This is a genomic window from Sphingobium sp. (genome assembly GCA_035196065.1).
In the GTDB taxonomy this organism is placed as follows: Bacteria; Pseudomonadota; Alphaproteobacteria; order Sphingomonadales; family Sphingomonadaceae; genus Sphingorhabdus_B; species Sphingorhabdus_B rara.
Genome location: CP136575.1, coordinates 640,805 through 660,433, shown reverse-complemented (window position 1 = coordinate 660,433; position 19,629 = coordinate 640,805). Strand labels below are relative to the sequence as shown.

The window sequence follows — 19,629 nt, the reverse complement described above, 5'->3', positions numbered from 1 at the left end:
GCCCATATGAGGAGAAGAACCATGGAAATAAGGGTTTCGGGGCACCAGTTGGAAACAGGCGAAGCACTGCGAACCCATGTCGAAACCCGCTTGGGGGCGATTGCCGACAAATATTTTTCGAAGGCCATCTCCGCGCAAGCGACATTCGGCCGTGCACCGCACGACAAGTTTTCCTGCGATATTGTTGCCCATGTGATGCAAGGGCTGATCCTTAAGGGCCGGGGCGAGGCCAACGAGGCGCGTATTGCCTTTGATAGTGCTGCTGAAAAGATTGAGAAGCAGCTGCGCCGCTATATGCGACGGCTGCAAAACCGCCATTCGCAGACGGCGCATGCACTCGCGATGGAAGAGGCCGCCTATACGGTGTTTGATGCCGGGGACATCGAAGCCGAAGCGCCCCCTCCAGAGGCGCCTGTGATCGTTGCCGAAATGCGCGTCGACATTCCGGAAGCATCGGTTTCTGATGCCGTGATGTTAATGGATCTGCGAAACACTCCGGCACTTCTTTTCAAAAATGCTGGAACTGGCCGGCATAATATGGTTTACCGCCGCGAAGATGGCACGATCGGTTGGGTTGAACCGAAGTCCACACCCTAGAATTCGACCCAGTTCATAAAGTTTCACATTAGGGATCAATAGCTTAGAAATTGCCTCAGCGGGGGGTCGCTGAAGCAATGGGGTGAAATAATGATTCGCATTTCTTCGCGGCTAGTCGATGGCGCGGTGCTCGCTGACATCGATTGTGCTGATAAAAATGGACTATTGGAACAATTGGCGGCTCTCGCGGCGCAGAATTACGGTGTCGATTCTTCGACGGCGCATGAAGGCCTGTTAGAGCGTGAACGTCTTGGGCCGACAGGTTTTGGCGGTGGTACTGCTATCCCGCATTGCAAGGTCGAAGGTCTCGAGGCGCCGACAGGCGTTTTTGTCCGCCTTGCGCGTGCGATCGATTATGGCGCCGTCGATGACGAACCTGTCGATCTCGCCTTTGCGTTGTTTTCGCCAATCAATGACGGGGCAGCACATTTGAAGGCATTGGCCGAGGTCTCGCGGATGTTCCGCGACGAAGCCAGTTGCGCCCAATTGCGCGGCGCGAGTGACGCGTCGGCGCTGTTCGCGCTGCTTTCCCCCATTGAGGAACGCAATGCGGCCTGACGAAGTCTGGCTGTTTACGAAATGATCGAACCACGGCTGGCGGCGCACATGCTGGTGTCGGCATTACGACGCCAGGCGGAAGCGCATGGCGGCTTTGCTATGGTGATCCGCAAAGGTGATCCAGAAGCGGGTTCGCTGATGATCATAAGACGTGAAAAGGGCGAGAATCCGACAATTTTCGAACCTGTTCCCGGTTCATCCGCTACCCGGGAATGGCGCGAAATTGTGCATCAAGATATTGATTCTGATGAATATATTTCCAAATATTGCCAGCGCCTTGCTAGCCGGGACCCCGATATATGGATTATCGAACTGGACGTCCCGTTTGCACAACGCTTCACCGACATTCTGGCAGCGATAAGTTGACTTTACGCCGCCGCGCAATCAGAGGCGGCTCACGAATAGCGAAGGTTGCCCATACGTTCTGGGGTGGAACAGGGTAAACACGCAAGTCGGACGTGGAAGATTAGACGCAATAATATTCGAGTACCAACAGCGCGTCTTTGGCTCCACAGCCGCACAACGAACCAGATGAATGAAAATCCTTTTTAAAACCGCACCTGCTGCGGTGTTGTCGCTCATGCTTATCGGCGGAGCGGCTTATTCGGACGCCGGCTTTGCCTATGGCGCCAATAATAGCGAGGCTCTGACGACGGAAACAATCCACGTCGATGCCAATGTCCTCGCAGCCGACACTGCGGTGCGCGATGCAGCCAGCATCGAACCGGTCTCGGCATCGCTTCCCAAAAATAGCGAAATCATCTTTACGCCTGGAACCGGTGTGCCTTCAGTTCACGCTGAAGCCGAAGCACCCGCGCAAGAAGGCGAAAAAATCCTCAATGCTGACAGCCTTGCCGACCTGGTCGAGGCCCATGGTGCAGCCGAAGATCTTGGTTCGGAAGAACAGTGCCTGGCATCGGCGGTTTATTTTGAATCAAAGGGCGAATCGCTTGAAGGCCAGCTTGCTGTCGCCCGTGTCGTGATTGCGCGGACCCAATCGGGCCGTTTTCCGAGCACGATCTGCGGCGTGGTTTACCAGCCCAGCCAATTCTCATTTGTTCGTGGCGGACGGATGCCATCGATCAACATGGACAGCCGCCACTGGCGCAATGCCGTCGCGATCAGCAAGATCGCGCGCGACGCCAGCTGGCAAAGCCCTGTTGAAGGCGCGCTGTTCTTTCACGCCCGCCATGTCTCACCGGGCTGGCGCCTGAAGCGGATGGGCGCCGTAGACAATCATGTTTTTTACCGCTGATTGGCCGATTTTCGGAATGATAAGAGGGCCGCGCTGCAAAGTTGCGGCCCTTTTTCTTTAGGATTTGGCCAGTTCCACACCGCGATCCCGCGCCGCGCGCAAGGTATCGCCGACCAACACAGCCAGTGCCTCGTCTGCGTCCAGAACCGCCAGTCCTGCTGCAGTCGTTCCACCCGGGCTGGTTACGCGTGTCGCCAGTTCCTGCGGTGAGAGGTCCGAGTTAGCCGCAAGGTCCACCGCGCCATCGACCATTGCCATTGCCAGCTTCGATGCAATGTCGGGATCTAGACCCAGCGCTTCGCCGGCGCGCGAAAGTGCCTCGATAAAGCGATAGACAAAGGCCGGCCCCGACCCTGCGAGCGCAGTGACGGCGTCCATCAGCGCTTCATCCTCTATCCACACTGGCGTACCCAAAGGCGACACCAGCTCTTCTATGGCTAACCGGCTTTCTGCTGCCTGTTGCGCTGCGCATAAACCCAATGGCGATTTGCCAAGTGCTGCCGCAAGATTGGGCATCAGCCGAATGATCTGCCGTCCGGGGAGGGCATCGGCGAGTTGGTCGAGCCGTACACCTGCCATCACCGAAATCGCGCGGGCGTCGGGGTGCAACAGGGCCGAAAGGCGCGGTGCCAATTGTGGGAACATTTGCGGCTTCACCGCGATCACCGCTGTGCTGACCTGTCCGGCATATAAAGCGGCATCGGTGAAATGCTGTACGCCAGCGGGGTAATCTGCCGCTGCCGGATCGACGATGATGAAGGCAGCGGGGTTGATGTCGCTGCGCAGCCAACCGTCGAGCATCGCGCGGCCCATATTGCCGCAACCAAAGAAAAGCAGAGGATTATCAGGCGAAAGATCAGTCATGTCGCGGATCGTGGCGCAGCCGCAAATGGATGACAAGTCCCGGCGGCGGTGGATCGGAGGGCGGGCCTTCATGGCGTGCAGCATCGGCGCGCGCGCGGTTGACCAGTGCTTCGCCTATCTCGCCATCGACGAACAAATGATCAGCCTGCCCCAAAAGCCTTGCGGTCTTAAGTGTCAGATCGTCTGGATCGGAGGAGTGCAGATCAATTGTCACCACACGTGAAGGGTGCAGCACGGTGTCCGATGCCAGCCAGCTATCGACCCTATCGGCCGAATCATCGTCGAGCGGATCGAGTAAGCCGCCCGGTACCAGTGCTGCATCGAGGCGTCGCCGTCGCTCTGCACCTTCGTTCCAGCGCAGTCGCATGGCATCGCGGGCACTTTTCAGGCGCAGGGCCAGTTCGCCAAGACGTGCGGGCAACAGCCGTTCGATTGCCTGGCGCACCATCTTTGCCAGCCCCGCTGACGCCCCGCCGGTTCCAACTGCGACGAGCAAGGGATCGCGGTCGACAATTGCAGGCACGGTAAAGTCGCACAGTTTCGGCCGATCGACGACATTGACCAGCAAGCCGCGCATTTTCAAACGGGTGCTGGCAGCTTTGGCCAGCAATTCATCCTCGATCGCAACAAAGGCGAGGCGGGCATTTTGCGATTCTTCGCATACGCAGTGCCCGCCGGCACGTTCAATCAGTCGCCGTTTTGCATCGGCCGCTTCACCTTCGCCCACAAGGATAATGGGCTTGCCCCTGACATTCAGGAAAAGCGGCAGTTGGTCCATCGGGGGTCAGGCAAGCCAGTCGGGCACATGTTCGGCGGCAAGGATCGTTGCCGGCTCGATCCGCTCGGCGACGACTGCATAACGATCACCGCTCACCAATACTTCGGGGACCAACCCGCGGCTGTTATAGGTGCTCGCCATCGTCGCGCCATAGGCACCGGCAGTGCGAAAGATTGCAAGATCACCCGCGATTACCTTGTCGATCTCGCGTCCCATCGCGAAAGTATCACCGGTTTCGCAAACAGGGCCAACGATGTTGGCGGTGAAACGGTCGCCTGTTGGCGAGACCGCCTCGAAATCATGCCAAGCATCATAGAGCGCTGGGCGGGCAAGATCGTTCATTGCCGCATCGACGATGACAAAGGGTGTGTTCCCCGAACCCGGTTTTACGCGGATCACCTTGGTCACCAGCACGCCGGCATTACCGCAGATCACACGGCCCGGTTCGAACATCAGTTGTACGCCCCAATCCTTGGTCGCACGGGCAACCATCGCTCCATATTCATCCGGATGCGGCGGAACGTCGCCTTCCTTGTAGCGCACGCCTAGACCGCCGCCGAGGTCGACATGGCTAATGCTATGGCCGGCATTACGCAGGTTGGTAATCAGCTTTCCGATCTTGCCGAACGCGGTTTCCAGCGGTTCGAGGTTGAGCAGCTGGCTCCCAATATGAAGTGCCACGCCGCGCATGTTCAATCCTGGCAGGGCTGCAAGGCGACCATAGATGGCAGGCGTCTGGTGCAGTCCGATGCCGAACTTGTTCTCCGCCTTGCCCGTCGAAATCTTGGCGTTGGTCTGGGCATCGACGTCAGGGTTGACGCGCAGCACCGCATCGGCGCGCAGGCCCAATGTTTCGGCAAGGGCAGCAAGATCGCGGCCTTCTTCTTCGGACTCGATGTTGAATTGGCCAATGCCGGCCTTCAGCGCGGCAGCCATTTCCGCATCATCCTTGCCCACGCCCGAAAAGACGATGTCCTTGGCCGGAATTCCGGCGGCTAGGGCCCGCCGCATTTCGCCGCCTGACACAACGTCGGCGCCATAGCCTTCGCCTGCCAATACTTTCAGTACGGCAAGGTTGGGATTAGCCTTGATTGCAAAGGCGATATGGGGATTGGCGATGCCTGCCTTGGTCAGTGCTTCCCGAAAAACCTGGGCATGGCGGATGAGCGTTGCCTGCGAATATACATAGACTGGCGATCCCACATCCTCCGCAATGCGGGTCAGCGGCATGTCTTCGACGTGCATCACGCCATCAATAATCTGAAAATAATCCATGGAAGAAGCGTCAGTCCGGTGTCTTGTCTTTAGGTTCTGAATTTGCAGGCGGTGTTTCGTCTTTTGTGTTGTCCGCACCCGGTGGCAGATCAAACGGATCGTCACGGCGGCGTTCTGACCTGCGCATCAATTCATCGCTGCGGCCAGGCCGCGCTTGAACCGAAGGGGTGGTCAATGTGTCGGCGGTGGCGGGTTCACTTTGGCCATAGGCCTTGTCTGGCATTGCCTGACCTGCCTTTGGCTGCAACTCGCCAACCTTGCCGCACCCGCCAAGTGCAGCCAGGGCACAGCAGGCAATCAGCAACTTGTTCGTCCGAGTCATGATCCCAATTCCTTCCGCGCGGCCGCGATCGCTTCCTTTACCCGAAGCGGGGCAGTGCCGCCAGCGCTGGTTCGGCTGTTTACTGACCCTGCGACCGAAAGATCGGGCAGCTGGGCATTGGCCAGACGGGGATCAATGCCGCCAAGATCGGCCGCTGTCAGCAATTCCAGTTCGCCGCCTCGCGCCTCGCACAATTTCACTGCTGCACCGGTTATGTGGTGTGCTTCACGGAAAGGAACGCCATGTTCGCGCACCAGCCAGTCCGCCAGATCGGTTGCGGTCGAAAATCCGGTGGAGGCAACAGTGCGCATTCGGTCAGTGTTGAAAACGACCTCTCCGATCATGCCGGTTATCGCTGCAAGGCTGAGGTCGAGCAGATCATGCGCCTCGAATAAAGGTGCCTTGTCGTCCTGCATGTCCTTTGAATAGGTCAGCGGCAAACCCTTCATCGTGATCATCAGGCCGGTAAAGGCACCGATGATCCGCCCGCAATGCCCGCGAACCAGTTCAGCGGCATCGGGGTTGCGCTTTTGCGGCATGATCGAACTGCCAGTCGACCATTGGTCGGGCAGCTTGATAAACCCAAAGGGTTGCGACGCCCAAAGGATGATTTCCTCTGCCAGGCGCGAAAGATGAATCGCTGCCTGCGCTGCGCAGGCCAGATATTCGATTGCGAAATCGCGGTCGGATACGCCATCCATGCTGTTCGCGGTCGGCCCGTCAAAACCAAGGGCAGAAGCAGTGGCTTCGCGATCGATCGGGAAGGACGTGCCTGCCAGCGCTGCTGATCCGAGCGGCGAGCGGTTCAGCCTGCGCGCACAATCTGCAAAGCGGCTGCGATCACGCTTGGTCATTTCATAATAGGCCATCAGATGGTGGCCGAGTGTTACCGGCTGGGCTACCTGCAAATGGGTAAAGCCGGGCATGATGCTGTCGGCATTCTGGTCTGCGCGATCGACAAGGGCGACTTGCAGCGCCTTGAGCGCGCGGTCCATCTCGCGACAGGCTTCCCGTACCCAAAGGCGGAAATCGGTTGCAACCTGATCATTGCGCGAACGTCCGGTGTGCAGGCGCCCGGCGGCATCGCCGATCAGTTCGCGCAAACGGGTTTCGACCTGCATATGGATGTCTTCAAGCTCGATATGCTCGGGAACGCCCTGCGCTGCATATTCCTGCTGGATCGTTTTGAGGCCGGCGATGATTGCGGCCGAATCCTCGGCGGTGATGATGCCTTGTGTGCCAAGCATTGCGGCATGGGCGATGCTGCCCGCAATATCCTGCTGCCAAAGTCGCTTGTCGACCGGGATAGACGCGTTTATCTCGCGCATGACATCTGCCGGGCCGGCACCGAACCGTCCGCCCCAAATGCTACTGGAGTTTGTTGTGTCGCGGGTAATCTTCCGATCCCTTCTGATTGCTTTGCCGCTGTTTCTTGGCGCTTGCGATAGGCAAAGCGCGCCGAAGGAGCAAGCGGAACCCGCTGCCACTGGAAAGGCTGCAAAACAAGGGTTCGGGCTGGTCAGTGAGAGCGGGCTGAAGGCTGAACTCAGCTATGAATTTGCGGGGCGGTCGGCACCCGACGTGATCTTCGCCGATGCAGAGGCGGGAGAGGTTTCGCTTTCCGAATTTGTCGGTAAGCCGCTTCTGGTGAATATCTGGGCGACCTGGTGTGCGCCGTGTAAAGCAGAAATGCCGACGCTTGATGCGCTTGCCAAACTTGAAGAGGGCAAGATGTCGGTGATCGCCGTTTCGCAGGATCTGCAGGGACTGAAGCCTGTTCAAAGCTTTTTCGATGCGACGGGCGTTGCCAATCTGGAGCCCTATACCGATCCCGATAACCGGCTTTCAGGTGCGGTGGGCGGTGCGGTGGTGCTCCCGCTGACGATCCTCTACGACAGCAAGGGTCGCGAAGTGTGGCGGATTATTGGCGGTGTCGAATGGGATGATGCAGAGGTAAAGAAACTGCTCGACGAAGCGGTTTGATCCCCCCCCCTAGGCTGGACACTACATCAGAATCGGACGCGGTTTCAGACAGTTGGTGTTGCGCGTGGGTCGGGTGTCGCCCAGATTTTTTGCAATAGGTCGGCAACCCGTCGGAAGCTTCGCGTCAGCCGTGCTTTCCTTGTCGCCCTTTTCCTTGACGAGGGTGAAGGGTTCAGCAGAGGCGGTTTGTGTGGGTCCGCGTGTGGCAGCGGCGGGCACGGAAAAGCCCGCGATCAGCGCAGTTGCCAATATCCCATTTGCAATTCGGGCCCTGTTTGCCATGCCCATAATCTGCCTCTTTGAACCTTACCGTCATATGAACGGCGATCGGGAAACCTGGTGGGCGCTAACGGGCTCGAACCGCTGACCCTCTCGGTGTAAACGAGATGCTCTACCAACTGAGCTAAGCGCCCTTCAGGTTCCGGCAGGCGCTTTGCCAAAGCCCGTGCCTGCGTGCAAGTCAAATCGCCACTCCGCTCATCGCAGATGCGGCTTCGAAATAAGTTTCCAGTTGCTGGCGCGTATCGGGTGACAGTTCGATAAACACCCTGCGCGCATCGCCCGGATCCTGGACGCGAATCAGCAATCCGGCCTCTGTCATGTTGGTGATCCAGCGTAGCGCGGTTGTCGGTGGCACTGCGGCGGCGATGCACAGGCTGGAAACTGATACCGCCTTGCCCTCATCCTGCGCTGCATAAAGATCGAGCAATATGTCCCAGCCCGGATCGGCGAAAAGTGCGGGATCAAAAAAGCGGTCACGCATCCGGCGCAGCTTGATCATCGCTCGGATGTTGCGTGGTCGCGCCTTGGCCTTGACCATATTGTCGAGCAAGCCTTGTGGCGCTGGCCGAAAGCCGACCGGCTTGTCGCGCACGCTGCTTGATCCTGCCTCCTCCTGTTCGGCGATACGCGCCAGAGTGCGGGCAAAATCGGCAAGCTCGCTGCTGATCCGGTGCAACGCCACAGTTTCATCCTGTTGGCCACCTTCATGCACCTTATACCGTTGCAAACGCCGCCCGATCCCGCTCAAGATTGCCACCGCTTGCCAGTCTGCCGTGTCGATAAAGAAATGGCATCTGCCCGCCGGCAATGCAGCATAAGCAGCATCAATTGCGTCAAGATCGGACCATACCAGTGCCTCGGTGTCATGAATGTCCAGATAATTGGCAATATCGCTCCATACATGCACATCCGGCTCCGTTTCGGATGATCGGGCGACCAAAAGGAAATCACATTCCTCGCCAAACTGGCGCAGCAGGCAGCCGCATTCTCGCGCTAGTGTTTCCAGCTCCTGCAGGCGCGCCGCAGGTGTTGCGATAACGGCAGCAGACATGCGTGGCCGGGCGTTGAAATGATCGGACATGAAAAGGTGGGTCCTCAAAATATTGTCAGAGCCATAATGACTCTTGTGGACCACCACCCGCCACCACATCTCTCCATTATGGAGCCGGTTGTCCAGCGCAATTTGCCGCTTTGCGAGTTGCATGCCACCGCGCTAAGTATCGAACATTGGTGGCAACGGCCGTACCCCGGCTGCTGCGGTACCTGTTTCAGGAGAGAAACTGTGCGCAAAGGAATGAAGTCATGGCCATTGGCAATTGCATTACTGACGGGGGCAGCCATGCCGGTCGCTGTTGAGGCACGTACGGCTGCAGCACCAGCTGCCGATGCCGGCTCTGTGATGCTTGATCCCTGGACCGGCCCTTATGATGGCGTGCCGCCTTGGGATAAGGTGAAGCCGTCGGACTTTCCGGCTACCTTCAATGTCGCAATGAAGCGCACCAAGGCGGAATTCGAAGCTATCCTTACCAATCCGGCGCCGATTACCTTCGACAATACGATCAAAGCGAGCGAGCTTTCGAGCGCGCATATGGAACGTCTGTTTGCGCTTTGGGGGGTTCATTCATCCAACCTTTCCAACCCTGAAATCCGTAAGATCCAGGCCGACTGGGAACCGAAACTCAGCGCTTTTTTCAACGAACTGAACCTCGACGCCCGCTGGTTCCAGCGCGTGCAATATCTGTATCAGCAGCGTGACAGCCTCGGGCTGGACAAGGCCCAGATGCGCTTGCTCGAACGTACCTATGAAGGGTTGGTGCGCAACGGCGCAAGGCTCGATGCCCAGCAAAAGGCAAAGCTGATCGGCTATGAAACCGAGCTGGCGAAGAAATTTTCGCAGTTCCAGAACAAGGTGCTGGCCGACGAGGAAAGTTATATCCTGCTGACCGACCCGTCAGATGTTGCGGGTCTACCCGACAGTTTTGTTGCCTCACTTAAGGCTGCCGCGGAAGCGAAAGGCAAGCAGGGCTGGGCAGTGGCGAACACGCGTTCGGCGATCCAGCCCTTCCTTGAAAACTCGCCCCGCCGTGACCTGCGTGAGAAAATCTGGCGCGCCTTCGTTATGCGCGGCGACAATGGCGATGCGAATGATACTAATGCGACTATCGCCGAGATCTTGAAAATCCGCCAACAGCGCGCCGAGCTGCTCGGTTTCAAGACGCACGCGCATTTCCGTATGGCAGATACGATGGCGAAAGAACCCGATCGTGCGATGGATCTGATGATGAAGGTCTGGCCGGCAGCCGTTGCGCGCGTCAAGGAAGAGGTGGCCGACATGCAGTCCGTCGCCGACAAGGAAAATGCCGCGATCACGATCGAGCCTTGGGACTATCGCTATTATGCGGAAAAGGTCCGCAAGGCGAAATATGATCTCGATCAGAATGAGATCAAACCCTATTTCCAGCTTGATCAGATGGTTGCCGCCATGTTCGATGCGGCCGGTCGGCTTTACGGTATGAGCTTCACTGAAAACACCGGCACGGTTCCGGTGTTTGAAAAGGACGTCCGTACGTTCGAGGTCAAGCGTGACGGCGAGGTGATCGGCCTATTCTACCTTGATAACTTCGCCCGCGCGGGCAAACGTTCCGGTGCGTGGATGACCACCTATCGCAGCCAGAACAAGCTTTCGGGACATGGCGACATCACGCTTGCGTCGAACAATAATAACTTTGTGAAGGGCGCTGGCGGAACACCGACGCTGATCAGCATTGACGATGCATCAACGCTGTTTCACGAATTTGGCCACGCGATTCATTATCTCAATTATGACATTACCTGGCCCGGCCTTGGCAATACCCCCCGCGATTTTGTGGAATATCCCAGCCAGGTGAATGAGAATTGGTTGCTCACGCCTTATATTCTCAACACCTATGCCAAGCATTACCAGACGGGCGAACCGATCCCGCAGGCGCTGGTCGACAAGATCCGCGCCAGTGATACGTTCAATCAAGGCTTTGCGACGGTTGAATATCTGTCGAGCGCAATCCTCGATATGATGCTCCACAACCGGACTGATCCAGTGACCGATCCACGCGCCTTTGAAAAGACGGCATTGGGCGAGATTGGCATGCCCAAGGAAATGGTGATGCGGCACCGCCTGCCGCAGTTCAACCATCTGTTCGCCGATGATGGCTATTCGGCCGGCTATTACAGCTATCTCTGGTCCGAAACGATGGATGCCGATACCTGGGCTGCCTTTACCGAAAAGGGTGATGTCTGGGACAAGGAGACCGCAGAGCGCTTCCGTTCGATGCTGTTGTCGACCGGCAATGAAAGCGATCGGATTGAGGCCTATCGTGCCTTCCGCGGCCGTGACCCGGATGTGAAATACATCATGAAAAAGCGGGGCTTTCCGGTTCCAGCTGAATAAGAAAAGGGCGGGTTTCCCGCCCTTTTTCTTTCCCAATCATGCATCGCTCCGATTCGTCTTGTCCGACGCCAAAAACGATATAAATATGATATCATATTTATTTGGAGGCGATCATGTCTGATTCGGTTGTATTGAATGCGAGCCGCGAGAATGTGGCGCGGAGTTTTAATGGCTATCTGATGTTGTTGCTTATGCTGCTCAGCATCGGCTGGTTTGTCTGGGCTATGGGGCCGATCATTGCGGATGACCCAAATGCGGATTTCATCGGCATGGCTGCCAGCATTGCCGTTTTCCTATTTATCTCCGCCGGTTTCTACATGATCCAACCCAATCAGGGCGTCGCGCTAACCCTGTTTGGCGCCTATAAGGGCACCGATCGCAATGAAGGGCTGCGTTGGGTTTGGCCGTGGATGATCAAGGCGAAGGTCAGCCTGCGTGCGAACAACCTGATTTCGGAAAAGATTAAGGTCAACGACTTGCGCGGCAATCCAATCGAGATTGCGGCACAAGTGGTATGGCGGGTTACCGATACCGCGCAGGCATTGTTTGATGTCGATGACTATAAGGCCTTTGTCTTGGCGCAGATTGAGGCAGCGGTGCGCACCATCGGTTCGCGTTATCCCTATGACGATATTGAGCATAAGGAAGTCACGCTTCGTGGCAACCATGATGAAGTCGGTGCTGAGTTGCGCACCGTATTGATGGAAAGGCTTGCGGTCGCGGGGATCACCGTTGACGAATGCGGCTTTACGCATCTTGCCTATGCGCAGGAAATTGCCGGGGCGATGCTGCGCCGCCAGCAGGCCGAGGCAGTGATCGCTGCGCGCAAGAAACTGGTCGAGGGCGCCGTCTCTATGGTCGAAATGGCGCTAAAGCAATTGAGCGACAAGGGCGTTGTTCATCTTGACGACGAGCGCAAGGCAGCGATGGTATCGAACCTGATGGTTGTGCTCTGCGGAGAGCGGGATACCCAGCCTGTCGTGAATGCCGGTTCGCTCTATCAATAGCAGAACGCAATGCCTGCCTCTCCAAAGCCGATAGCGAAAAAAGCCTTCCCGCTCCGTCTCGATCCCGCGCTTCATGCCGCGATCGAGCGGGCGGCAGCGGCCGATTTCCGCAGTGCCAATGCACAGATCGAAGTGCTGCTGCGCGAGGCACTGGAACGGCGTGGGGTGAAGGTCGTGGTCAGTGATAAACCGAAACGGGGACGACCGGCGCTCAAAGAAGCGTCGGGCTATGAATAGGCTTGGCTGAAGGAGATCCGCATGTTGCATCATTTGCGTGATAAAGGCCCATGGTTTCGGGCAAAGCGTTTTGGCTATGGCGCGGGCCTGCCCTTCAAATGGCAGGGCTGGGTGTTGCTACTTTCGCACATGGCCATGATTGTTGGCCTATCGCTTCTGCTTGCGGACAGGCCGCTTGTGATGCTGCCGGCGATATTGATCATCGCGCTGGCGCCAATGCCAATATATGCCGCACGAACCGAGGGCGGCTGGAAATGGCGCAGGGGTGGTCGGGGGTCAGGCGATTAGGGTGGTCAGGCGCCCAGCTTCGCCCAGGCCAGCCCTGCAAATTCGCACAGAAGCGGCCGTGTATCACGCGGATCGATGATATCCTCGACATTGAACTTTTCCGCTGTTCGGAAAGGCGAAGTCACCGCATTCAGCCGCGCCTTGATTTCTTCCAGCTTCGCTGCTGGATCATCCGCTGCTGCGATTTCTGACTTATATGCTGCCTCCAGCCCACCTGCGATGGGGAGCGATCCCCAGTCGCCGCTCGGCCAGGCAAACCGATATTGGAACCGTTCGCCGTTCGACATCGCACTGCCGGCAATGCCATAGGCGCGGCGCACGATCACGCTGGCCCAGGGAACGGTCGCCTTATACACTGCGTTCATCGCCTCGACGCCATAGCGGATGGTACCGCTGCGTTCAGCCTCCAGCCCGATCATGAAACCGGGATTATCAACCAGATGCACGACAGGCATCTGGAATTGGCCAGCCAGTTCGACAAAGCGTTTCACTTTCTGCGACGTCAAGGCTTCCCATGATCCGCCCAGATAGGTCGGATCGCTGGCCAGCACTGCAACCGGCCAACCATCAAGCCGCGCAAAGGCGGTGATTGCCGCCCGCCCCCAGCGGCGGCCCATTTCAAAGACGCTGCCGCTGTCAAAGACCGACGCCATGACGGCCCGCATCGAATAGACCTGCTTGTCCTCACGCGGTACAATGGAGAGCAGCTTTTCATCGCGTCGATCAACCGGATCGTGCGGCACGGTGCGTGCGGCATGTTGTCCGACCTGTGATGGCAGGTAAGACAGGAAGGCACGGGCATAGGCAAAGGCCTCATCCTCGCTCGCCACTTCTTCATCGACCACCCCGTTGCGGGCATGAATCTCGCTTCCGCCCAATTGCTCCTTCGACAATTCCTCGCCAATCTGTGCCGCCACTACTGGGCCGGCGGCAAAGATCTGGGACAGACCCTTCACCATGATCGAATAATGGCTCGCTACGGTGCGCGCTGCACCCATGCCCGCCGTGGGGCCAAGCGCGAGCGCGACGACGGGAACCGTTTCAAGATTCTTGATAATATCGTCCCAACTCGGTGTGACCGGCACATAGGTGTAGCCAGTATCCTCCAGCGTCTTTACGGATCCGCCGCCGCCCGTCCCGTCGATCATCCGGATCAGCGGCAGGCCCATGCTATGTGCCATTTTCTCGCACTGGATGAATTTGCGGTGCAGCGCTGCGTCGGCCGCACCACCGCGCACGGTGAAATCATCGGCGCTGGCTACGACGGGACGGCCGTTCACATTGCCGCGCCCGAAAATGAAGTTGGACGGGCTGAAATCGGCAAGCTCGCCCGCCGCGTCATAACTGCCCTTGCCGGCAATCTTGCCAATTTCACGGAAACTGCCGGGATCGAGCAATCGCTTCAGCCGCTCGCGCGCATCAAGCTTGCCCTGCCCGTGCTGCCTCGCGAGCTTCTCCTCGCCGCCCATTTTTTCGGCCAACGCCTCGCGCGCGCGCAGCTGCGCAATCTCTGTTTCCCAACTCATGCTTGCTACGCTAGCGCGGCTTTCAATTGGTGCAATGGGGGATATTGACCATCCTCCCCGCGTGCGGGAATTACCGGCGATCCCAAAGCGCTTCTACCTGATGCGCAACCGCCGTTGCCGCAGGGCTGATCCTCGCCTATATCGCTGCCCATGTCTTCTATACGCCCTTGGCGCGATATCGCGCGTCGCCAATCCCGTCAGATCATGGTCGGTAATGTGCCCGTCGGCGGCAATGCCCCGATTTCGGTGCAGACCATGACCAACACGCTCACCTCTGACGCCAAGGCTACGATTGACCAGATCCGCCGTTGCGAGGATGCAGGGGTCGATATCATCCGCGTTTCCTGCCCCGATGTTGAATCAACCGCGGCGCTGAAACAGATTGTGCGCGCGGCGCGCGTGCCGGTGGTTGCTGATATCCACTTCCATTATAAGCGCGCGCTTGAGGCGGCAGATGCGGGCGCAGCTTGCTTGCGCATCAACCCAGGCAATATCGGTAGCGCAGAGCGGGTGAACGAAGTGGTCAATGCGGCCAAGGCCAATGGCTGCGCGATCCGCATCGGCGTCAATGCCGGCTCCCTCGAAAAAGACCTGCTCGAAAAATATGGCGAGCCTTGCCCGGAGGCGCTGATCGAAAGCGCGCTTGATCATATCAAGCTGCTGCAGGATCGTGATTTCCACGAATATAAGGTCGCAGTGAAGGCGTCCGACGTGTTCCTTGCGGTTGCCGCCTATATGGGCCTTGCCGAGGCAGTCGATTGCCCACTCCACCTGGGCATTACCGAGGCGGGTGGCCTGATTGGCGGCACGGTGAAATCCGCGCTCGGTATCGGTAACCTCCTCTGGGCAGGTATTGGCGATACCATTCGCGTTTCACTCTCGGCAGAACCTGAAGAGGAAGTGCGCGTCGGCTATGAAATATTGAAAACGCTGGGTCTGCGCACCCGCGGCGTCCGCGTGGTATCTTGCCCATCATGCGCGCGGCAGGGTTTTGACGTGATCCGCACCGTGCAGAAACTCGAAGATGCGCTGCAGCACATCAAAACACCCATGTCGCTCTCGGTTCTCGGCTGTGTTGTCAACGGCCCCGGCGAAGCGCGCGAGACCGATATCGGCATCACCGGCGGCGGTAATGGCAAGCATATGGTCTATCTTTCGGGCGTGACCGATCATCATGTCGAAGATGCCGACATGATTGGTCATATCGTCAAGCTGGTCGAGGCGAAGGCCGCCGAGATCGATGCCGGAACCAGCGTCAGCATGGATACGCTGCACGGCAAGGCCGCCTGAGCGCGGCCAGGGTCGAGTTAATGCCAACGCGCCACGGGCTTCCGCCCGCCCATCTGCTGCTCGCAATTGCGATTATGGCGGTATGGGGAACGAATTTTGTTGTTATCAAATTTGCGCTTGAACATCTGTCGCCACTGACATTGGCTTTGCTCCGATTCACCCTCGCTTTCTTCCCGCTCGCTTTTTTTCTTCCCCGACCAAAGGTTGGTTGGGGAAGCCTTGCTGCTTATGGGGTGCTGATTGGGGCAGGGCAGTTCGGCATATTGTTCACGGCGATGCGGGCAGACATTACCCCCGGGCTTGCTTCGCTGGTCGTGCAAACACAGGTGTTTTTCACGATTTTTCTCTCGATGCGCTTATCGGGGGAGAAAGTCGGCCTCTACCAGCTGGTCGCGCTTCTGCTTGCGAGTAGCGGCCTTGCCGTCATTGCCTTTCACACCGATGGCAGTGCCACGCCGCTGGGCCTTGGTTTGGTGCTGCTTGCAGCCTTTAGTTGGTCGAGCGGCAACATGGTCGCTCGGCAGGCCGCACCGCAGAACATGCTATCCTATGTCGTCTGGTCGAGCATTTTTGCTGTGCCACCGCTTTTGCTATTCGCGCTGATGCTCGAAGGGCCGGATCGCATGATCGCCGGCATCGAAGCTGCGGACGGCGCAACATGGGCGGCGGTACTGTGGCAATCGGTGGGCAACACCATGTTCGGCTATGCTGCGTGGGGCTGGCTGCTCAACCGGCACCCGGCAGCAGTCGTTGCGCCGATGGCGTTGATGGTACCGGTGTTTGGCATGGGCGCGTCAGCCTTGGTGCTTGGCGAGCCCTTGCAATCATGGAAACTGATTGCGTTTGCATTGGTCATGGCAGGCTTGTCAGTCGGCATGCTATGGCCGCGGATTAAACAGGGATTGGGAAAATGACGCTTTCGATACGGCCTGCCAGCGCGACGGATATTCCGCTGATCGCGCAGTTTATTCGCGATCTCGCCGAATATGAGCGGCTTGCGCATGAAGTGCGCTTTGACGAGGCGGTGCTGGAAGCCAAACTGTTCGGAACGCGTCCCTACGCCGAGGTGTTGATTGGAGAGATTGACGGCTCGCCGCAAGGCTTTGCGCTGTTCTTCCATAATTTTTCGACCTTTGAAGGTAAGCCCGGCGTCTATTTGGAGGATCTGTTCGTCCGTCCGGAGGCGCGTGGGGCCGGCCTCGGCAAAGCATTGCTGAAAAAGCTGGCGGCGATTGCGGTAGAGCGCGATTGTGCACGGCTTGAATGGTCGGTGCTCGACTGGAATGAACCTGCGATCCAATTCTATAAGGCATTGGGCGCAAAGCCGATGGACGAATGGACGATCTATCGTGTCGATGGTACCGCATTGGCCAAACTGGCAGCGCTGGGCTGACGATTTTTTCGGGGGAGAGGGAAATGGAGATATCGCTGAGCGGCCGTACCGCGCTGGTCACAGGCGCATCGCGCGGAATCGGGCGTGGCATTGCGATCGCGCTGGCGCGCGCTGGTGCAGATGTCGCGGTGAACTATACCCGCGATGCCGATGCGGCCGCTGAAACCGTGGCGGCGATCGAGGCATTGGGGAGGCGGGCCAAGGCCTATCAGGCATCGGTCGACGATTATGCCGCCTGCGAAGCGATGGTTTCTGCGGTTGCTGCTGATTTTGGTGAGTTGTCAATTCTGATCAACAATGCCGGCATTGCCAGCAAGGGACGCATCGTTGCCGATACCGATCCGGCCGAGTTTGAACGGGTTATGCGGGTTCACGCCTTTGCTCCGCATTATCTTTCAAAACTGGCGATCCCGCATTTGCGCGCTGCGCCGCGCGGCGACATCATCATGATTTCCAGCGTCGCGACCCTGTCGCATTCTCGCAATGGCGCGCCCTATAATATGGGCAAGGCAGCAAGCGAGGCGCTCGCTCTCACGCTTGCCAAGGAAGAGCAAGCCAATGGCATCCGCGTCAACATCGTCGCCCCTGCGCTGACCGTATCGGATATGGGCGAAAGGCTGGCGCGCGCGGTCGCCGGGGTTTCGGACATTCATGAGCTTGACGCGAAATTCCCCTTCGGCCGGGTGCCGACGCCAGACGATGTCGCCGCAGCGGTCGTCTGGTTTGTGTCCAATGCCAACAGCTATTGCTCGGGGCAGAAACTCAACATTGATGCGGGCGGCATGGCGACATTGGGCTGACGCTTCGGCGGCTCAGCGTTTCAGCAGAAAAACCGCATGTTCGGCGAGCAGGTTGGCAAGCCCCGCGCCGCGCCTTTTTTCGCCGGTAAGATACCATTCGCCTTCGATGTGATAGCCGCGATCAGCGACAAGGCTTTTGAAATCGTCGACCGTCACATGGTGGATGTTGGGCGAATCATACCAACGGTGGGGCAATTGCTTGGTCACCGGCATCCGCCCGCCGAACATATGGGCAAAACGGATCTTCCACTGGGCGAAATTGGGGAAGGACACAAAGGCGAGGCCGCCAATACGCAGCAACTGGTCCAACACCAAGTCAGGCCGGCGCGTGGTCTGCAGCGTCTGGCTGAGTATGGCATAATCGAATGCATTGTCGGGATAGTCGGCAAGGTCGGTATCGGCATCGCCCTGCACCACGGCAAGGCCGCGCGTTACGGCATTGGCGACATTGATCGGATCAATTTCCATCCCGCGTGCATCAATTCCCTTGGCGTCGCGTAGCGCCGCCATCAGCGCGCCATCGCCGCACCCGACATCCAGCACGCGCGTCCCGGCAGGAATCGTCTCGGCGATAATCGCAAGATCGGGGCGTAGCGGCATCATAGCCCACCCGCTTTCAGGAACCCGTCGATGATCCGGTTCATTTCGGGCGCGTCCAGAAGGAAGGCATCATGGCCAAAGGGCGATGACAATTCGACAAAGCTGGCCGCTGCACCTGCGGCATTCAGGGCCCGAACGATGCGCTTGGATTCGATGGTCGGATAAAGCCAGTCGCTGTCGAAACTGACGAGGCAGAAACGGGTTTTGCTGCCGGTAAAGGCCTTGGCCAGCACGCCGCCATGCTCTTCGGCGAGGTCATAATAATCCATTGCCCGGGTGATGTAGAGATAGGAGTTGGCGTCGAAGCGCTCGACAAAGCTTAATCCCTGGTGACGCAGATAGCTTTCGACCTGGAAATCGGCATCAAAACCAAAGGTCTTGGTTTCGCGGTCCTGTAGCTGCCGCCCGAATTTCTCGGTCAGCCCGGCTTCAGACAGATAGGTGATGTGCGCCGCCATGCGTGCGACCGCGAGGCCGGCGTCGGGTTGGTCGACAGACGTATAATAATTGCCACCCTGCCAATTCGGATCGGCCATGATCGCTTGCCTGCCGACTTCATGAAAGGCGATATTTTGCGCGCTGTGTCGTGCGGTCGAGGCAATGACGACCGCCGATTGCACGCGGTCGGGGAATAGCGACGCCCATGTCAGCGCCTGCATCCCGCCCATCGATCCGCCGATCACGCAGGCGAGCCTTTCGATACCCAGATGGTCGAGTAATATCGCTTGCGCGCGCACCATGTCGGCAATCGTGATCACGGGGAATTCCATGCCATAGGGCTCACCAGTGCCCGGGTCGAAGCTGGCCGGCCCTGAACTGCCCATGCAGCTACCCAGAACATTGATGCAGATGACGCAATGGCGCGCCGGATCGACGGGCTTTCCTTCGCCGACCAACCGCGTCCACCAGCCGGGCTTTCCCGTTACCGGATGGGTAGATGCGACATATTGATCCCCGGTCAGCGCATGGCAGATAAGGATTGCATTCGATTTGTCGGCGTTGAGGGTGCCATAGGTTTCATAGGCGAATTCAACAGGTGCAAAGGCAGCGCCGCTATCCAGCCTAACCGGCCCCAGCAGCTTTGTGCGCCTGTCGAGGCCGAAACGCCCATCTTCACCCATAGAAAGCGCCATATCAGGCAAGGCGG

At 58.2% G+C, this 19,629-nt stretch carries 23 protein-coding genes and 1 tRNA gene; 13 read left to right on the top strand and 11 right to left on the bottom strand.

Annotated features, from left to right (window positions below; all coding sequences use genetic code 11):
- The first annotated feature begins 21 nt into the window (after window positions 1-21).
- From raiA to RSE16_03125, 4 genes are all read left to right on the top strand, one after another.
- Entirely contained in the window at window positions 22-597 is a 576-nt protein-coding gene (gene raiA / locus RSE16_03140; protein ID WRH76476.1) for a ribosome-associated translation inhibitor RaiA, read from the top strand.
- A gap of 90 nt (window positions 598-687) precedes the next feature.
- A complete protein-coding gene (locus RSE16_03135) occupies window positions 688-1,155 on the top strand; it encodes a PTS sugar transporter subunit IIA (GenBank protein WRH76475.1) in 468 nt (155 codons plus the stop codon).
- A gap of 48 nt (window positions 1,156-1,203) precedes the next feature.
- Window positions 1,204-1,521 carry a DUF1491 family protein gene (locus tag RSE16_03130; GenBank protein WRH76474.1) on the top strand — a complete coding sequence of 106 codons (318 nt, stop codon included), beginning with the start codon at window positions 1,204-1,206 and terminating at the stop codon, window positions 1,519-1,521.
- A gap of 169 nt (window positions 1,522-1,690) precedes the next feature.
- A complete protein-coding gene (locus tag RSE16_03125; protein ID WRH76473.1) occupies window positions 1,691-2,410 on the top strand; it encodes a cell wall hydrolase in 720 nt (239 codons plus the stop codon).
- A gap of 57 nt (window positions 2,411-2,467) precedes the next feature.
- Here the strand turns inward: RSE16_03125 and proC are convergent, their stop codons facing one another.
- The 5 genes from proC to argH are packed head-to-tail and all read right to left on the bottom strand — an operon-like array spanning window position 2,468 to window position 7,016.
- Window positions 2,468-3,274, bottom strand: coding sequence for a pyrroline-5-carboxylate reductase (proC, locus tag RSE16_03120; protein ID WRH76472.1), 807 nt, complete (start codon window positions 3,272-3,274; stop codon window positions 2,468-2,470).
- On the bottom strand, window positions 3,267-4,052 hold the full coding sequence (locus RSE16_03115; GenBank protein ID WRH76471.1) for a siroheme synthase: 786 nt from the start codon (window positions 4,050-4,052) through the stop codon (window positions 3,267-3,269). The genes proC and RSE16_03115 overlap by 8 nt, the downstream gene beginning before the upstream one ends.
- Window positions 4,053-4,058: 6 nt before the next feature.
- The gene (lysA, locus tag RSE16_03110; GenBank protein ID WRH76470.1) at window positions 4,059-5,327 is read right to left on the bottom strand and encodes a diaminopimelate decarboxylase; all 1,269 of its coding nucleotides are present in this window, start codon (window positions 5,325-5,327) and stop codon (window positions 4,059-4,061) included.
- A 10-nt stretch (window positions 5,328-5,337) separates the two neighbouring features.
- Window positions 5,338-5,649: a hypothetical protein gene (locus tag RSE16_03105; GenBank protein WRH76469.1), complete on the bottom strand. Its 312-nt coding sequence runs from the start codon at window positions 5,647-5,649 to the stop codon at window positions 5,338-5,340.
- Window positions 5,646-7,016 carry an argininosuccinate lyase gene (argH, locus tag RSE16_03100; protein ID WRH77287.1) on the bottom strand — a complete coding sequence of 457 codons (1,371 nt, stop codon included), beginning with the start codon at window positions 7,014-7,016 and terminating at the stop codon, window positions 5,646-5,648. The genes RSE16_03105 and argH overlap by 4 nt, the downstream gene beginning before the upstream one ends.
- A 16-nt stretch (window positions 7,017-7,032) precedes the next feature.
- Between argH and RSE16_03095 the strand changes: the two genes are divergently transcribed.
- Window positions 7,033-7,632 (top strand): TlpA family protein disulfide reductase, encoded by a 600-nt coding sequence (locus RSE16_03095; GenBank protein ID WRH76468.1) that lies wholly within the window; start codon window positions 7,033-7,035, stop codon window positions 7,630-7,632.
- Between the two features lie 21 nt (window positions 7,633-7,653).
- On the opposite strand, the gene RSE16_03090 is transcribed toward RSE16_03095, so the two are convergent.
- From RSE16_03090 to RSE16_03080, 3 genes are all read right to left on the bottom strand, one after another.
- Complete coding sequence (locus tag RSE16_03090; protein ID WRH76467.1) at window positions 7,654-7,914, bottom strand: hypothetical protein; 261 nt, start codon at window positions 7,912-7,914, stop codon at window positions 7,654-7,656.
- Between the two features lie 55 nt (window positions 7,915-7,969).
- Window positions 7,970-8,045 (bottom strand) — tRNA-Val (locus RSE16_03085).
- Between the two features lie 47 nt (window positions 8,046-8,092).
- Window positions 8,093-9,118: a MarR family winged helix-turn-helix transcriptional regulator gene (locus RSE16_03080; protein WRH76466.1), complete on the bottom strand. Its 1,026-nt coding sequence runs from the start codon at window positions 9,116-9,118 to the stop codon at window positions 8,093-8,095.
- Between the two features lie 135 nt (window positions 9,119-9,253).
- Here RSE16_03080 and RSE16_03075 point away from each other — a divergent pair, with 135 nt between their 5' ends.
- The 4 genes from RSE16_03075 to RSE16_03060 all read left to right on the top strand — a co-directional run bounded on the left by RSE16_03075 (window position 9,254) and on the right by RSE16_03060 (window position 12,873).
- Window positions 9,254-11,341 (top strand): M3 family metallopeptidase, encoded by a 2,088-nt coding sequence (locus RSE16_03075; protein WRH76465.1) that lies wholly within the window; start codon window positions 9,254-9,256, stop codon window positions 11,339-11,341.
- A 113-nt stretch (window positions 11,342-11,454) separates the two neighbouring features.
- The gene (locus tag RSE16_03070; GenBank protein ID WRH76464.1) at window positions 11,455-12,348 is read left to right on the top strand and encodes an SPFH domain-containing protein; all 894 of its coding nucleotides are present in this window, start codon (window positions 11,455-11,457) and stop codon (window positions 12,346-12,348) included.
- Window positions 12,349-12,357: 9 nt separating this feature from the next.
- Window positions 12,358-12,585, top strand: a complete 228-nt coding sequence (locus RSE16_03065; GenBank protein ID WRH76463.1) for a toxin-antitoxin system HicB family antitoxin — start codon at window positions 12,358-12,360, stop codon at window positions 12,583-12,585.
- 21 nt (window positions 12,586-12,606) lie between these two features.
- On the top strand, window positions 12,607-12,873 hold the full coding sequence (locus tag RSE16_03060) for a hypothetical protein (protein ID WRH76462.1): 267 nt from the start codon (window positions 12,607-12,609) through the stop codon (window positions 12,871-12,873).
- Window positions 12,874-12,878: 5 nt separating this feature from the next.
- Here RSE16_03060 and RSE16_03055 read toward each other — a convergent pair whose 3' ends face one another.
- Entirely contained in the window at window positions 12,879-14,399 is a 1,521-nt protein-coding gene (locus tag RSE16_03055; protein WRH76461.1) for a carboxyl transferase domain-containing protein, read from the bottom strand.
- Window positions 14,400-14,549: 150 nt separating this feature from the next.
- Between RSE16_03055 and ispG the strand changes: the two genes are divergently transcribed.
- The 4 genes from ispG to RSE16_03035 are packed head-to-tail and all read left to right on the top strand — an operon-like array spanning window position 14,550 to window position 17,882.
- Window positions 14,550-15,689: a flavodoxin-dependent (E)-4-hydroxy-3-methylbut-2-enyl-diphosphate synthase gene (ispG, locus tag RSE16_03050; protein WRH76460.1), complete on the top strand. Its 1,140-nt coding sequence runs from the start codon at window positions 14,550-14,552 to the stop codon at window positions 15,687-15,689.
- 20 nt (window positions 15,690-15,709) lie between these two features.
- Complete coding sequence (locus RSE16_03045) at window positions 15,710-16,603, top strand: EamA family transporter (protein ID WRH76459.1); 894 nt, start codon at window positions 15,710-15,712, stop codon at window positions 16,601-16,603.
- Window positions 16,600-17,082 (top strand): GNAT family N-acetyltransferase, encoded by a 483-nt coding sequence (locus tag RSE16_03040; protein WRH76458.1) that lies wholly within the window; start codon window positions 16,600-16,602, stop codon window positions 17,080-17,082. The genes RSE16_03045 and RSE16_03040 overlap by 4 nt, the downstream gene beginning before the upstream one ends.
- Before the next feature lie 23 nt (window positions 17,083-17,105).
- Window positions 17,106-17,882, top strand: coding sequence for an SDR family oxidoreductase (locus tag RSE16_03035; GenBank protein ID WRH76457.1), 777 nt, complete (start codon window positions 17,106-17,108; stop codon window positions 17,880-17,882).
- A gap of 12 nt (window positions 17,883-17,894) precedes the next feature.
- On the opposite strand, the gene metW is transcribed toward RSE16_03035, so the two are convergent.
- Both metW and RSE16_03025 read right to left on the bottom strand, forming a co-directional pair.
- The gene (metW, locus tag RSE16_03030; GenBank protein WRH77286.1) at window positions 17,895-18,482 is read right to left on the bottom strand and encodes a methionine biosynthesis protein MetW; all 588 of its coding nucleotides are present in this window, start codon (window positions 18,480-18,482) and stop codon (window positions 17,895-17,897) included.
- The gene (locus tag RSE16_03025; protein WRH76456.1) at window positions 18,482-19,615 is read right to left on the bottom strand and encodes a homoserine O-acetyltransferase; all 1,134 of its coding nucleotides are present in this window, start codon (window positions 19,613-19,615) and stop codon (window positions 18,482-18,484) included. Before RSE16_03025 ends, metW begins: the two co-directional genes overlap by 1 nt.
- Window positions 19,616-19,629: the final 14 nt, after the last annotated feature.